Source organism: Micromonospora sp. RP3T (assembly GCF_003027925.1).
GTDB lineage: Bacteria > Actinomycetota > Actinomycetes > Mycobacteriales > Micromonosporaceae > Micromonospora.
Map to the genome: position 1 here is coordinate 145,184 of NZ_PYPS01000011.1, position 13,275 is coordinate 158,458.

Consider the following 13,275-nt stretch of genomic DNA (forward strand, 5'->3'; position numbering starts at 1 on the left):
TGAGGGGCGGGCGTCGTCTCCCCGGCCGGCCGGCGGGCGGGCCGGCCGGGGAGACGACGCCGGGTCAGCCGGCGGTCGGCTTGAGGTGCAGCACCACGTCCACCGCGTTGGGCTGGGTGGGCTGGAGCGCGCCGTACGGGTTCGAGTCGTCCGGCCAGCCGGTCCAGTTCTTCGCGCTGTACGCGCCGCCGATGTTGTCCGCGCCGACCGGGATCATCGGCACCTGCTCGACGAAGATCTTCTGGAGCGTGGCGAGCGCGGTGGTGCGGGCGGCGTCGTCGGTGGCGTTGGCGTACGCGATCAGCGCGTCGGTAGCCGCCTTGTCCTCGAAGCGGCCGAAGTTGCCGGCCGGCGAGGCGGTGCCGATCGGCTTGAGCACCCGGCCGTCCATGATCGTCCGGTAGATGTCGTACGGCGTCGCGCCGCTCTCGGTCCATCGGAACGTGGCGTCGAAGTTGCCCTGCTCCACGTTGCGGAACCAGGCGTCCTGGTTGGCCTTGTCGATGGTCGCCGCGATGCCGATCTTGGACAGGTTGTCCTTCACGATCTCCAGGCTGGTCTGGTAGTCGGACCAGCCGGCCGGGTCGGTCAGCTTGATCGTCACCGGCTTGCCGCCCTTGTCCTTGAGCGTGGTGCCGTCGAGCTTGTAGCCCGCGCCGGTGAGCAGCGCCTTGGCGCCCTCGACGTCGACCTTGTGCTCCTGGCCCTTGTACTCCGCCGCGATGAACGGGTCCCCGGCCGGGCTGGGCAGCCCGGTCACGCTCTTGACCTCGGGGTGGAAGTACGCGGCCTCGGCGGTGGTGAAGATGTCCGCCCGGTCGACGACCATGTTCATCGCCTTACGCAGGGTCGGGTCGTCGAACGGCTTCTTCGTGGTGTTCAGGTAGAGGCCGTGGATGCCCAGCACCGGCGGCGCCCACACCTTGTGGTTCTTCTGGTCCTTGGCCACGAACACGGTCTGGTAGTTGGGGATGAAGACGAAGCTCCACTCCGACTCGCCGTTGGCCAGCGCGGTGGTCTGCGCGCTGTTGTCGGTGTACGAGGTGAAACGCAGCTCCTTCACCTTCGGCGCGTCCTGCCAGTAGCCCTTGTCCCGCACGGTCAGCGTGGTGGTGGCCGGCGTGAACGACTTGAGCGTGTACGGCCCGCTGCCGACCGGCTGCTTCACCGGGTCGGTGGTCGGGTCGGCGATCTTCTCCCACAGGTGCTTCGGCACGATCGGCACCCGCCACAGCACCTTCTGCTGGTTGACGAACTGCGGGCTGGACATCGAGATGGTGACCTCGTTGCCGGTCGCGACCGCGTCCGTGTACGGCACGCCCTGGTCGTTGAGCGCCGGGAACTTCTTGACCAGGTTGTAGGTGAACGCCACGTCCTCGGCGGTGACCTTCTGCCCGTCCGACCAGGTGGCGTTGTCGCGGACGGTCACCTTCACGGACTTGTAGTCCGGCGACCACTCGGCCTTGCTGGCCAGCCACGGCTTGAACGGGTCCGCCGGCTTGACCGGGTTCCACATCATCAGCGGCTCGTAGATCTGCCAGCGGTAGCCCAGCGACGCCGCGGCCGAGGTGGTCAGGAACGGGTTGTTGTTCTCCGCCTGCGGGCCGTTGGGCATGCCGACGTTCAGCACGGTCGCGGCCTGGCCGCTCTTCTTGTTCGCGTTCGGGCTGTCGCCGCACGCGGCGACCGTGGTGGTGACCATCGCGCCGGCCAGCGCGACGGCGAGGAGGTGCCTTCTTCTCATGGAGGTCTCCCTCGGTGGTCCCGCATGTCCTCGGGCGGGATGTGGTGGATGGAGGGTGTGCGGTGGTGCCACCGGCGGGCGGGCCCGTCGGCGTGGTCGCCGGGTTCGGCGGGGGTGACTGCTCAGGTGACGCGGGTGGAGGCGCGGGCGGCGAAGCCGGTGGGGATGACGGTCGGGGTGTCCGGCAGCGGCGTGCCGGTGAGGTGGGCGATGAGGAGCCGGGCGGCGGCCGCGCCCATCTCCCGGAGCGGCTGGTGCACCGAGCTGAGCGGCGGGTGGGTGTGCCCGGCCAGCGGCAGGTCGTCGAAGCCGACCACCGCCACGTCCTGCGGGACGCGTCGGCCGGCGTCGCGCAGCGCCTGGAGCGCGCCGGCGGCGGAGAGGTCGTTGTGCGCGAAGACCGCGTCGAACGGCACGCCGTGGGCGAGCAGCCGGCGCACCGCCGCGCGCCCGCACTCGAACGTGAAGTCGCCCTCCACCACCCGCGCCGGCTCGATGGGTACGCCGGCGTCGGCGTAGCCGCCGGCGAAGCCGGCGAGCCGTTCCCGGGTGCAGCCGAACCGGCGCAGGCCGGTGATGACGAGTGGTCGCCGGCGGCCGAGCGCCAGCAGGTGCGCGGCGGCGGCCCGCGCGCCGGCCTCGTTGGTGGTCCGCACCGACGGGAAGCCGGGCTGGTGACCGCGGTCGTCGATCAGGATCACCGGCAGGCCACGGCGGTGCAGCCCGGTGATGTAGTCCAGGGTGCCCTCGGGTTCGACCACGAGCAGGCCGTCGAAGGACTTCGCGGAGACCTGGGAGGCGAAGCGGCGCATCGACTCGTCGCCGTGGGTGCAGGTGAACAGCAGCATGCCGTAGCCGGCGGCCTCCACCGTGTCGGCCGCGCCCTGGAGCACCTCGCCCATCCACGGCCAGGTCAGCGCCGGCACCAGCATGCCGACCACCCGGGTACGCCCCCGGGCCAGGCCGACCGCGCGGGCGCTGGGCACGTACCCGAGGTCGCTGATCACGGCGCGGACCCGGTCGGCGGTGCGGATGTGCACCTCGCCCTTGCCGTTGAGCACCCGCGAGACGGTCGTCTTGCTCACCCCGGCCCGGGTGGCGACGTCGGCGATGGTGATCGGCACGTGACGCTCCCGGGTCGCAGGGGTGAGCGGGATGTTTCGGAACCGGTTGCGGTAGCGGTTCCGTGGCAGTCAACCGAAGTGGCGCCGGTCCCGTCAATAACGGCCAGGTAACAAACCACGGCTAAGTTCGAACCCTGAAAAAAGCGGTGGGGCAGCGGATGCGTGGATCAAGCCGGTGAGCAGCGTCGATGCGATGGCAGGGCGGTCGTCCGATGTGGACCGAAGTCAGCTCCGCGCGTACACGTCGCCGGCGTTCGCCTCGTGCGGCACCGCGCACAGGTACGCCGTCACCTCGGCGGCCGACCGCCAGCCGGGCAGCGCGAACCCCATCTCGTCGCCGAGTGCCACGGCGAACCCGGTGAAGCCCAGCGCCGTGAGCCGGTCCAGGCAGCGCCCGGCCAGGTCCCGCGCGATGGTGGTGAACTCGAACGACAGGGCCGGCACCGGCCGGCTCAGCCCGGCCAGCACCGCGTCCTCGAAACCCTCCACGTCGATCTTGATGAACGCCGGTACGCCGTGCTCGGCGACGAGCGCGTCCAGGGTGGTGCCGGCCACCTCGATCTCGGCGTCCCAGGTCTCACCCGCCCAGCCGGCGGCCTGCCCGGCGGCCCGGACGAAGCCGGGGGAGGCGGTGGAGACGGTCGGGTTGGCGGAGTTCACGTGCAGCCGCACCGGTCCGGTGGTCAACCCGCAGGCCGCCTCCACCACGGTGACCGCCTCGTCGCCGGCGTGCAGGGCGCGCAGCACCCGCGCGCAGAGCGGCTGCGGCTCCACGGCCACCACCCGGGCGCCGAGCCGACGGAAGCTGGCCAGTCGGTCACCCACGTGCGCACCGATGTCGAGGACCAGGTCGCCGGCGCGCACCAGCGGCCGGTAGAACGCGTCCAACGCGGCCTCACGGGCCGGGTCACCGTGGTAGAAGTCCAGCGAGCGGCGCAGTCCGGCCAGCGCCGGATCCGTCTTGAGCGCCTCGATCACCCCGTTCCGACCCCTCATCTCACCGACCGTAGTCACCCGTACCGAAAGGCGAGCCGCGTTCAGTCTTTCCACCGATCACACTATCCTCCTAGGATGCTCTAGCGGGTGTGAGCCGGCGACGGGCTCTGAGTCGTTTCTGCCATCAGCTCGAAAGGGCCGACCAGAAGCGGGAGCTGCCCGAGGGCGGGCGGAACGGCTCGGTCAGGGCGTTTCGACTACCTCCTGGCCGAGCGGCCAGAGCGCGGCCGGGACCAGCTTGAAGTTGGCCACCCCGAACGGGATGCCGATGATCGTCACGCAGAGCGCGACCCCGGCGAGGATGTGCGACAGGGCCAGCCACCAGCCGGCCAGCAGCACCCAGAGCACGTTCGCCAGCCCGGACGGGACGCCGGCGCCCGGCTTCGGCACGAGCGTGCGCCCGAACGGCCACAGCGCGTACGAGGCCAGGCGCAGCGAGGCCACGCCGAACGGGATGGTGACGACCAGGACGAAGCAGATCAGGGCGGCCACGCCGTAGCCCAGGGCCAGGACGATGCCGCCGCCGAAGACGAGCCACAACAGGTTCAGCAGGAAGCGGATCACCACTCCATGGTGCCCGCCGCCGGCAAGCTCTCCCACCGCCGGCGTGACGGCCACGTGCCGTCGGTCCGACACCGCGGCCGCCACGTACGGTCGGCGTGGGCGTGCCGTCAGGTGGCCGCCAGGAGGGCCGCCACCGCGTCTGCGGTCGCCGGATGAGCGGCGAGCAGCACCGAGGCGGCGTCGGGTGGCGGTGGTCCGCCGTCGGTGGGGGAGCGCCACGGCCCGCCGCAACCGAGCAACGCGGCCACCGCGTCGGTGGCGTCCGGGTGCCCGGTCAGCAGGCGGTGCACCGGCCCGGCCGCGACCACCGGGGCGGACGTCGGCGTGGCCGGCGCGGCGGCCCACGGCGGTGTCCAGGCGTCCAGCTCGGGCAGCGTGGCGGGGAAGGTGCGTTCCGCCTCCCGGACCAGCAGTGGCACCAGCTCCGGGCCGTGCTCCCGCAGCGTGGTGATCAGGGTGGGCAACCACGGCAGCAGCACCGGGTCCGGCAGCCCGGCGAACGCGGCCGACATGGTCTCCACCACGAACGGCGCCAGCCCCGGCACCGGATCGAGGGCGTGCACGAACCCGGACAGGTACTGCGGGAACGCCGGCACCACCAGCGGGTTGCCCAGCAACTCGGCGCAGTGCTCCCGGAGTTGGGCCAGCGGCAGCAGGCCGAGCTGGTGGCGGGCGGCCCAGAGCAGCGCCAGCTTGGCCGGCGCCTCGGGGTGGGCCTGGGCGACGGCCAGTTCGAGCTGGGACCGGTCGCAGCCCAGTGACAGCGCGAGGCTCTCCATGTGGAACAGGAAGCCGAGCATGGCGCCGACCTGGCGGACGCCGGTGGCCTCGTCGACGAACGCGGTGGGCAGCAGTGTGCAGTAGTGGGCGTACCCGGTGGTGACGAACGCCTGACACCAGGCCGGCAGCGTCGACGCCGTGGTGCGGTGGTGGGCGAGCAGCCGCCGGATGCGGCGCAGCACCTCCGGCGCGTCGTCGACGGTGCGTTCGGCGGCGAGCAGCTCCACCGCCCGCGCGCCGAGTTCGTCGACGAGTCGGGGACTGTCGAGCAGGCGGATGGCGTCCTCGACGGCGGCGAGCGCGCGGGCGGCGGTGGCGTCCGGGCCGCGGACCGCGCGCCGCAGCCGCTGTTCCAGCACCTGCTCGACCGTGACGCCCTCGTAGCCCAGCTCGATGAGGGCGCGTTGGTTGCGGCCGAGGGCGAGGTCCCAGCTCTCCTGGGTGGAGCGGTGGCCGAGGCGGCGCTCGCCCATGATCGGGCGGACCGCGTCGGCGGGCAGCAGGTGGCGCAGCATCCACAGCAGGTCGGAGCAGGGTGCCAGCGCCGGGTCGGCGCGCAGGTCGAGCAGCGCCCGCTGCACGGTTCGCCGCTCCAGGTCGAGCCCGAGCGGGCGGAGCCGGTCGAGCACGTCGCGGGCCAGCGGTGGCAGCGAGTCGTATCCGACCTGGCCGATGCGGTCGCCGCCGAGCAGGATCTCGCAGAGCCGGCGGACGTCGCGCCGGCCCGGCACCACGTCCTTCTCGATGCAGGTGACCGCGGCGTCGGCGAAGTCGTAGGGGGTCGGCCTGGCCCGGTTGCGCAGGTTGGCCAGCAGGATCGAGGTCTCGAACACGGCGATCGCGTCGGCGGTGCTGGCGAGGTAGCCGTTGCGGCGGGCGAGTCGGACGATGTCGACGCACCAGCCGCGCAGTTCCGCCTCGTCCAGCGCGTCGAGCGCCGGTGGCGCGGCGAGGAAGCCGCTGAGCCGGTCGGCGGTCTCGTCGGGCGAGGTGGCCGTCGGGGTCGCCCGGGTGCGACGGCCCTTCTTGCCGGTCTGCTGTCCGGCCAGCCGGTACGGCGTGAGCCGGGTGCGGCCGACCGCAGCGGCCCAGTTCGCGGCCGCGATGGAGACGGTACCGGGGGCGAGGCCGAACTGCGCCTCGATGGCGGAGTGGCTGGACGGGATGAGGCCGTAGCGCCAGCGGGTGCCGGTGCGGGGGCTGATCGGGAAGTCCGGGGCGGTGGAGTCGAGGCCGAACTGTTCGACGTGGCTGGCGGCGTGGAACGCGCCGCAGACGTGGAGGCAGTCGGCCGGGTCGACGCCGGAGGCGGCGAGGTGCTGGCGCATCCGCGTCCACATGTGGCGTTCCCGGTCCTCGTCGCGGTCGTCGCGGGCCGACCGGGTGGGGCGCAGCCGCCGGAACAGGCTGCCGATCAGCACCATGACCTGCCGGTAGGTGTCGTGGTCGGCGTCGGCGAGGGGGCGTTCGACGTACTGGTCCCACCACTCCGACCAGTGCCGGACCTTGCCGTGGTGCAGCAGGTGGGCTTCCAGTTCGGCGAAGCGGGGGCGCAGGTCGCCGATCTCCACGCCGACCGCGTCGCCGTGCAGCGCGGCGTCCTCGTCGGCGGCTGGTGTCGGGTCGGGGTCGGCCGGTTGGCCGTCGCGCGGGGTCCACTGGAAGACGTGGTCGGTGGAGCGGTCCACCAGCACCAGCTCGACGCCGGGCGTGTCCAGCGCGTACGCGATGGCCTGGTATTCCGCGGAGGCCTCGGTGATCGGGGCGATGACGCTCAGCGGGCTCCACTCGGCGGGGAAGCCGTCGAGTTCGGTGGCGAACGCCTGCACGGCCACCGGGAGGCGGCAGTTGCGCAGCTCGTCGAGGAGGGGGCGCAGGTCCTCGCAGAGTTCGAGGTAGATGACCTTGGGTGGGCGGGCGCGTAGTCGCCGGGCCATGGCCAGCGCGGACGCGGGGGAGTGGTGGCAGACCGGGAAGATCTCCAGGCGTTCGCCGAGGGCCCGGTCGACGTCGTCGACCATGCCGGCGAGGATCCCGGCGAGCGCGTCGGGGGACTCGGCGAACGCGGCGGCGGCGTCGGTGAGCTGCTCGCGCAGCGCGCCGAAGAGGCCGGTCGGGGCGGGTGCGGTCATGACAGCGCCGCGATCGCCTGGCGGCCGCCGTCGAGGAAGCCGTCCCACTCGCCGCCGTCGGCCTTGGCCCGGGGCTCGACGACGCCGTGCAGGTACTTGTTGAGGATGGCCAGGTCTTCCGGGCTGCGTCGGGCCAGCGAGCCGACCAGCGACCCGGCGAGCGTCCCGGCGCGCAGGGTGCGGTCGCCGAAGAACTGGCTGTGCAGGACGGCGTCCTCCAGCACGCCGATCTGCTCGGCGGTGGACAGCGCCGACTCGAGCTTCTCGTCGTCGCTGGTGGCGGCGGACGCGGCGGCGCGCAGGTCGGCGAAGCTCTGCAGCAGGATGTCGAGCAGGGTGGGCGGGACCTCCAGCTCGATGCGGTGCCGGCGCAGCAGCTCCTCGGTGCGGAAGCGGACGATTTCGGCTTCGCTGCGCTTGTTGGTGACCACCGGGATGCGGACGAAGTTGAACCGGCGCTTGAGCGCGGAGGAGAGGTCGTTGACGCCCCGGTCGCGGCTGTTCGCGGTGGCGATGATCGAGAAGCCGGGCTGGGCGAAGACGATGTTGTCCTGGTCCAGCTCGGGGATGGCGACGTACTTCTCGGACAGGATGGAGATGAGGGCGTCCTGCACGTCGCTGGTGGAGCGGGTCAGCTCCTCGAAGCGGCCGATGACGCCGCGCTCCATCGCGGTCATGATCGGCGAGGGGATCATCGACTCGCGGGACTGGCCGCGGGCGATGACCATGGAGACGTTCCAGGAGTATTTGATGTGGTCCTCGGTGGTGCCGGCGGTGCCCTGCACGACGAGTGTGGAGTTGCCGCAGATCGCGGCCGAGAGCAGCTCGGCGAGCCAGCTCTTGCCGGTGCCGGGGTCGCCGATGAGCAACAGGCCCCGGTCGGAGGCGAGCGTGACGATGCTGCGTTCGACGAAGCTGCGGTCGCCGAACCACTTCTGCGGGATCTCCCGGTCGAGGCCGTCGGCGCGTTCGGAGCCGAGCACGAACAGCCGGACCATGCGGGGGCTCAGACGCCAGGAGAACGGCTTCGGCCCGGTGTCGACCGACTCGAGGTAGGCCAGCTCGTCGGCGTAGGTGACCTCGGCGGGGGCGCGGAGCATGTCGGACATCAGGGGTGCTCTCCTAGGTGAGGAAGTTCTTCAGCTCGACGACGAGCTTGCGGATGTGGCCGGAGATGACGGGGGTGCCCAGGTCCTTGAGGCGTTGCCGGAACCAGGGGTTGACGCTCTGGTTGCCGGAGCTGTTGACGGAGCCGACCGGGATGAACTTCACCCCGGAGCGGTGCACGGCCTCGATGCCGTCGAACAGCGGCTGGGAGCGGTCGAACTCGTAGAAGTCGGAGATCCAGACCATGACCGTGTTGCGGGGCTCGACGATCTTGGGGCGGGCCAGGGCCATGGCGACCGGGCCGTCGTTGCCGCCGCCGAGGTTGGTGCGCAGCAGCACCTCGAACGGGTCGTGCACCCACGGGGTGAGGTCCAGCGCCCGGGTGTCGTACGCGATGAGGTGCACGTCGACCTTGGGCAGCCCGGCGAAGATGGAGGCGAGGATGGTGCAGTTGACCATCGAGTCGACCATCGAGCCGGACTGGTCGACCACCACGATGAGTCGCGACGGCGTGGTGCGCCGCGCGGTCTGCCGGTAGTAGAGCCGGTCGACGTAGAGGCGTTCGTCGTCGGGGCTCCAGTTGGTGAGGTTCTGCCAGATCGTGCGGTCGAGGTCGAGGTTGCGGAAGACCCGCTTGGGTGGCACCGAGCGGTCGACCGTGCCGACGGTGGTCTGCGCGACCTGGGTGCGCAGCACCTCGGCGACCTGGTCGACGTAGCGGCGGATCAGTGACTTGGCGTTGGCCAGCGCCACCCCGGACAGGTTCGACTTGTCGCGCAGGAGCTGCTCGATCAGGGACATGCTCGGGGTGAGCCGGGCGGCCAGCGCCGGGTCGGCGAGGACCTCCCGCAGGCGCATGCGGCGGACCAGGTCGCCCTCCAGGCCGGCGAGTGTGGCGCCGAGGCCGGACCCTTCCTTGCGCAGCTCTCCGGGGGCGGCGCCGCAGGCCTGCTCGAACCAGCCGGCGTCGGCCTGCCAGCGGGCCAGTTGCCCGGCGCTGACCTCACCGGCGCCGGTGGCGAACACGTTGAGCAGCAGCTTCGAGGCCAGCGCGGCCCGGCGTACCTCGGTCTCGGTGGGCTGGAACGGGCCGGCCGGGGCGTCGGGGCCGGGGGTGAGCAGGTCGCGCAGCTCGTCGGCGAGCGCCGGGAAGCGCTGGACGACGGTGTCGACGGAGACGGCCGGGTCCAGCAGCGCGGTGGGCAGGTCGAGGTCGTCGACGACGGCGACGCTGGCGGATTCCAGCGCGGGCTGCTCGTCGGGGTGGAACAGGCGGGCGAGCAGTCGCCAGTAGAGCACCTGGCGGCGGTTGGCGTGGTCGCGGTCGGCGGTCATCGGCGCAGCAACCTTCCGGCGCGTTCGCGCAGCACGGCCACCGCGTCGCCGGCCCGCGCCTCGGCCTTGGCCACCTTGGGGTCGGTGACGCCGCACGCCCAGTCGCCGTTGTGCGCCTCGACGGTCTGCCGTTTGACGGTGGCCCGCACGGCGAGTGGTTGCAGCAGCCAGCGGTCGTCGTCCCAGCGGAGCAGGCCGAGGCACGCCGTGGCGGCGTTGACGAGCGCCGGGGTGAGCGGTCCGGCGGCGGGCAGCCGGTCGACGGCCAGCGGGATCGTCCGGCCGTCGAGCGCGACCACCGGGTCGCCGTCGTCGCCGCGGACGACGCGGCCCTCGACCAGGACCGGTTCGGCGAGCGCGGCGGGGTGGCGTTGCAGCGGCGGGGTGGCCGGCGCGGTCGCGTCGGCGAGCAGCACCCGGGCGGTGGCGAACGGGTCGGCGGGGTCGCCGAGCACGGCGCGCTCCTCGACCCAGTGCAGGTCGCCGCCGTGCGCGGGCAGGTCGGTGACGGTCACGGCCCGCCGCTCGGCGAGGGCCTTGAGCAGTATCGGGTACGCCTCCAGCAGCCGCCAGCCGGCCGGGCCGACGATCGTGGCGACCTTGGCCGCGACGACGGTGACCCGGACGAGGCGGCCCGGACCGCCGGCGGCCGGTTCGAGCAGGGCGTGCAGCTGCGCCTGGAACGCGGTGTCGTGCTCGTGCACGTCGACGCCGAGCGGCAGCAGCCGGCCGGACACCGTCTCCGCCGGGGCGGCCTCGGTGGCGGCGCCGGCGGCGAGCAGCACGGCCCGGGTCCACAGGTCGGCCCACCGGCGGGTGGGCACCGGCGTCGCGGCGGTCACCGGCAGGCCGGCGCGCAGCTCGGCGGCGAGACCGTCGAGGAGCACCGCGAGGCGGCGCTGGGCGGGCTCGGCGAGCGTGGCCTCCACCGGCCCGGCGGCGCCGGAGAGCAGCTCGTGGTCGGCGCCGCGCCAGCCGGCGAGCGTCAGCTCGTGCAGCCAGGCGCGCGCCCCGGCCAGGGCGGGAGTGGCGCCCGGCGCGGCCGACGGCGCGGCGGGCCACGGGGCGCGGGAGCGGTGCAGCGCGGTGTCGAGCCGGTCCAGCAGCGCGTCGTGGACGGCGCCGAGCAGCGCGGCGCGGGCGCCGGCGAGGACGGCCAGGTGGTCCTCGGTGAGCGCGCCGGTGGTCGCGGCGCGTACCGCCTCGGCAGTGCGCTCGGCCAGCGGGGTGCCGTCGACCGCGGCGGCCAGCGCCGCCCAGGCGGCGGCGTCCGGCTCGCCCGGCCGGGCCAGCCCGCGGGTCAGCGAGTCGTCGACGCCGTCGACCACGGCGAGTGCCTCGGCCAGGCCGGCGGGTGCGTCGTCGTCGAGTTGGGTGAGCTGCGTGGCGAGCATCAGCGCACCGCCGCGGTGGCCGGGAACCAGTGCAGCTCGGGTACCGGCGCGGTGCTCGGCGCGACCTCCAGGTAGGCCAGGTGGCGCAGGAAGCGGCTGAACACCACCGCCGCCGGCCCCGGCTCGTGCCGCGCGTCGGTGCGGGCCAGCAGCGCGACGCCGCTGTCGACGCCGTCGCCGGCGTCGATGCGCAGGTAGCGGGCGACCTGCTCGACGCCGTACTGGAGCACCGCCTCGTCGGCCAGCGCGTGCAGGTGCTTGCAGAGCAGGCTGCCGCGCAGGCCGCCGCAGGGGCGGTTGTTGTTGGTGCTGCAGTTGACCGCGTGGCTGCCGGCGGCCACCGAGGAGACGTAGACCCGTTCCACGTCGGACCCGCTGGACACCACCCCCTGCAGCCGGCCGTCGGCCAGCTCCACGAAGGGCACCTTGGCCAGCTTGCGGGCCCGCGCCGGGGGCGCGACCCGCAGCACGCTCCGTCGTCGCCGTGCGGCGTCCGTCGGCTCCGTCATCGTTTCGACCTTCCCGCCGGTGGACGTCGCCGGGCACGCCGGAACGCCGTCGCCGGCCCGTGCTCCGTGCCGCTGTGACGACAAGGATCATGGACCACGGGTACGACAGCGACGCGGACTCCCACCACCGCCCAAACGACCGTTAAGCTGGCATGGTCCGGACCCGGACGCCGCACCGGCTCACCCACCCCTGGAGCTCATCGCGCTATGAACGTCGACCGGATCCTGCCCACCGACGAGGCACACGACCTGCTGGAGCTCGCCACCGAGCTCGCCGACCGGGAGTTGGCACCGAAGGCCGCCGGCTTCGAGGAGCGGGCCGAGTTCCCCCGGGACGTGCTGCGCACACTGGGCCGGGCCGGCCTGCTCGGCCTGCCGTACGCCGAGGAGCACGGCGGCGCCGCCCAGCCGTACGAGGTCTACCTCCAGGTGCTGGAGATCCTCGCCAGCCGGTGGCTGGCCGTGGCCGAGGCGGTCAGCGTGCACACGCTGTCCTGCTACCCCCTCGCGCAGTTCGGCACCGACGAGCAGCGCAAGCTGCTGCCCGACATGATCGGCGGGGAGCTGCTCGGGGCGTACTGCCTCTCCGAGCCGCAGGGCGGGTCGGACGCGGCGTCGCTGGCCACCCGCGCGGTCCGCGACGGCGACGACTACGTGGTGACCGGCACCAAGGCGTGGATCACCCATGCCCGGGTCGCCGACTTCTACAACATCTTCTGCCGCACCGGCGGGCCCGGCCCGAAGGGCATCTCCTGCCTGCTGGCCGACCGGGCCACGCCCGGCATCGCGCCGCAGGCCGCCGAGCGCACCATGGGCCTGCACGCCTCCCCGGTCGCGCAGATCGCGTTCGACGACGCCCGGGTGCCGGCCGAGCGGCTGATCGGCGGCGAGGGCGCCGGCTTCACCATCGCGATGTCGGCGCTGGACTCCGGCCGCCTCGGCATCGCCGCCTGCGCGGTCGGCCTGGCGCAGGCCGCGCTGGACTACGCGGTCGACTACGCGCGCCAGCGGCAGCAGTTCGGCCGCGCCATCGTCGACTTCCAGGGCCTCGGCTTCATGCTCGCCGACCACGCCACCGGCATCTCCGCGGCCCGCGCGCTGCTGTTGGCCGCCGCGCGGCTGCGCGACGCGGGCCGGCCGTACTCGATCGAGGCGGCGAAGGCGAAGCTGTTCGCCACCGACCTGGCGATGCGGGTGACCACCGACGCGGTGCAGGTGCTCGGCGGCGCCGGCTACGTCGCCGACCATCCGGTCGAGCGGTACATGCGCGAGGCGAAGGTGCTGCAGATCGTCGAGGGCACCAACCAGATCCAGCGGCTGGTCATCTCCCGCGACCTGGCGAAGGGCTAACCTGTCGCGGTGACCTTCCCCCGGATCACCGCCGACCCCGACGTGATGGGCGGCGCGCCCTGCGTGCGGCAGTCCCGCGTCCCGGTGGCCACGCTGCTGGCCATGCTGGCCGACGGCATGTCCGTCACGGACATCCTCACCGATCTGCCGTTCCTCGACGAGGAGGACATGGTCGAGGTGCTGAACTACGCCGCCGACGCGGTCCGCGACCGCACGGCCCGCTGAGCGTCACCGCGGCGA

Annotated in this window: 11 protein-coding genes; 2 read left to right on the forward strand and 9 right to left on the reverse strand. The window is 73.1% G+C overall.

What is annotated here, in order from left to right:
• Positions 1-64: 64 nt before the first annotated feature.
• From C8054_RS11750 to C8054_RS11790, 9 genes are all read right to left on the reverse strand, one after another.
• Positions 65-1,744: an ABC transporter substrate-binding protein gene (locus tag C8054_RS11750; RefSeq protein WP_107156803.1), complete on the reverse strand. Its 1,680-nt coding sequence runs from the start codon at positions 1,742-1,744 to the stop codon at positions 65-67.
• A 122-nt stretch (positions 1,745-1,866) separates the two neighbouring features.
• A complete protein-coding gene (locus C8054_RS11755; protein WP_107156804.1) occupies positions 1,867-2,868 on the reverse strand; it encodes a LacI family DNA-binding transcriptional regulator in 1,002 nt (333 codons plus the stop codon).
• Positions 2,869-3,093: 225 nt separating this feature from the next.
• Positions 3,094-3,864, reverse strand: coding sequence for an FkbM family methyltransferase (locus C8054_RS11760; protein ID WP_199199702.1), 771 nt, complete (start codon positions 3,862-3,864; stop codon positions 3,094-3,096).
• Between the two features lie 183 nt (positions 3,865-4,047).
• Positions 4,048-4,428: a YccF domain-containing protein gene (locus C8054_RS11765; protein WP_199199704.1), complete on the reverse strand. Its 381-nt coding sequence runs from the start codon at positions 4,426-4,428 to the stop codon at positions 4,048-4,050.
• 107 nt (positions 4,429-4,535) lie between these two features.
• Entirely contained in the window at positions 4,536-7,340 is a 2,805-nt protein-coding gene (locus C8054_RS11770; RefSeq protein ID WP_107156806.1) for a DUF5682 family protein, read from the reverse strand.
• Positions 7,337-8,449: an AAA family ATPase gene (locus C8054_RS11775; protein WP_107156807.1), complete on the reverse strand. Its 1,113-nt coding sequence runs from the start codon at positions 8,447-8,449 to the stop codon at positions 7,337-7,339. Before C8054_RS11775 ends, C8054_RS11770 begins: the two co-directional genes overlap by 4 nt.
• Positions 8,450-8,462: 13 nt before the next feature.
• Positions 8,463-9,782 carry a VWA domain-containing protein gene (locus C8054_RS11780; RefSeq protein WP_107156808.1) on the reverse strand — a complete coding sequence of 440 codons (1,320 nt, stop codon included), beginning with the start codon at positions 9,780-9,782 and terminating at the stop codon, positions 8,463-8,465.
• Positions 9,779-11,176 carry a hypothetical protein gene (locus C8054_RS11785; RefSeq protein WP_107156809.1) on the reverse strand — a complete coding sequence of 466 codons (1,398 nt, stop codon included), beginning with the start codon at positions 11,174-11,176 and terminating at the stop codon, positions 9,779-9,781. Before C8054_RS11785 ends, C8054_RS11780 begins: the two co-directional genes overlap by 4 nt.
• Positions 11,176-11,646 (reverse strand): hypothetical protein, encoded by a 471-nt coding sequence (locus C8054_RS11790; protein ID WP_199199707.1) that lies wholly within the window; start codon positions 11,644-11,646, stop codon positions 11,176-11,178. The genes C8054_RS11785 and C8054_RS11790 overlap by 1 nt, the downstream gene beginning before the upstream one ends.
• A 246-nt stretch (positions 11,647-11,892) precedes the next feature.
• Here C8054_RS11790 and C8054_RS11795 point away from each other — a divergent pair, with 246 nt between their 5' ends.
• Both C8054_RS11795 and C8054_RS11800 read left to right on the forward strand, forming a co-directional pair.
• Positions 11,893-13,035: an acyl-CoA dehydrogenase family protein gene (locus tag C8054_RS11795; protein WP_107156811.1), complete on the forward strand. Its 1,143-nt coding sequence runs from the start codon at positions 11,893-11,895 to the stop codon at positions 13,033-13,035.
• A 9-nt stretch (positions 13,036-13,044) separates the two neighbouring features.
• Positions 13,045-13,260 carry a DUF433 domain-containing protein gene (locus C8054_RS11800; RefSeq protein ID WP_107156812.1) on the forward strand — a complete coding sequence of 72 codons (216 nt, stop codon included), beginning with the start codon at positions 13,045-13,047 and terminating at the stop codon, positions 13,258-13,260.
• Positions 13,261-13,275: the final 15 nt, after the last annotated feature.

Bases quoted from the DNA above. Each gene is read 5' to 3' on its own strand.
- C8054_RS11750 (WP_107156803.1), bottom strand. From the start codon at position 1,744: ATGAGAAGAAGGCACCTCCTCGCCGTCGCGCTGGCCGGCGCGATGGTC.
- C8054_RS11760 (WP_199199702.1), bottom strand. From the start codon at position 3,864: ATGAGGGGTCGGAACGGGGTGATCGAGGCGCTCAAGACGGATCCGGCG.
- C8054_RS11770 (WP_107156806.1), bottom strand. From the start codon at position 7,340: ATGACCGCACCCGCCCCGACCGGCCTCTTCGGCGCGCTGCGCGAGCAG.
- C8054_RS11775 (WP_107156807.1), bottom strand. From the start codon at position 8,449: ATGTCCGACATGCTCCGCGCCCCCGCCGAGGTCACCTACGCCGACGAG.
- C8054_RS11780 (WP_107156808.1), bottom strand. From the start codon at position 9,782: ATGACCGCCGACCGCGACCACGCCAACCGCCGCCAGGTGCTCTACTGG.
- C8054_RS11785 (WP_107156809.1), bottom strand. From the start codon at position 11,176: ATGCTCGCCACGCAGCTCACCCAACTCGACGACGACGCACCCGCCGGC.
- C8054_RS11795 (WP_107156811.1), top strand. From the start codon at position 11,893: ATGAACGTCGACCGGATCCTGCCCACCGACGAGGCACACGACCTGCTG.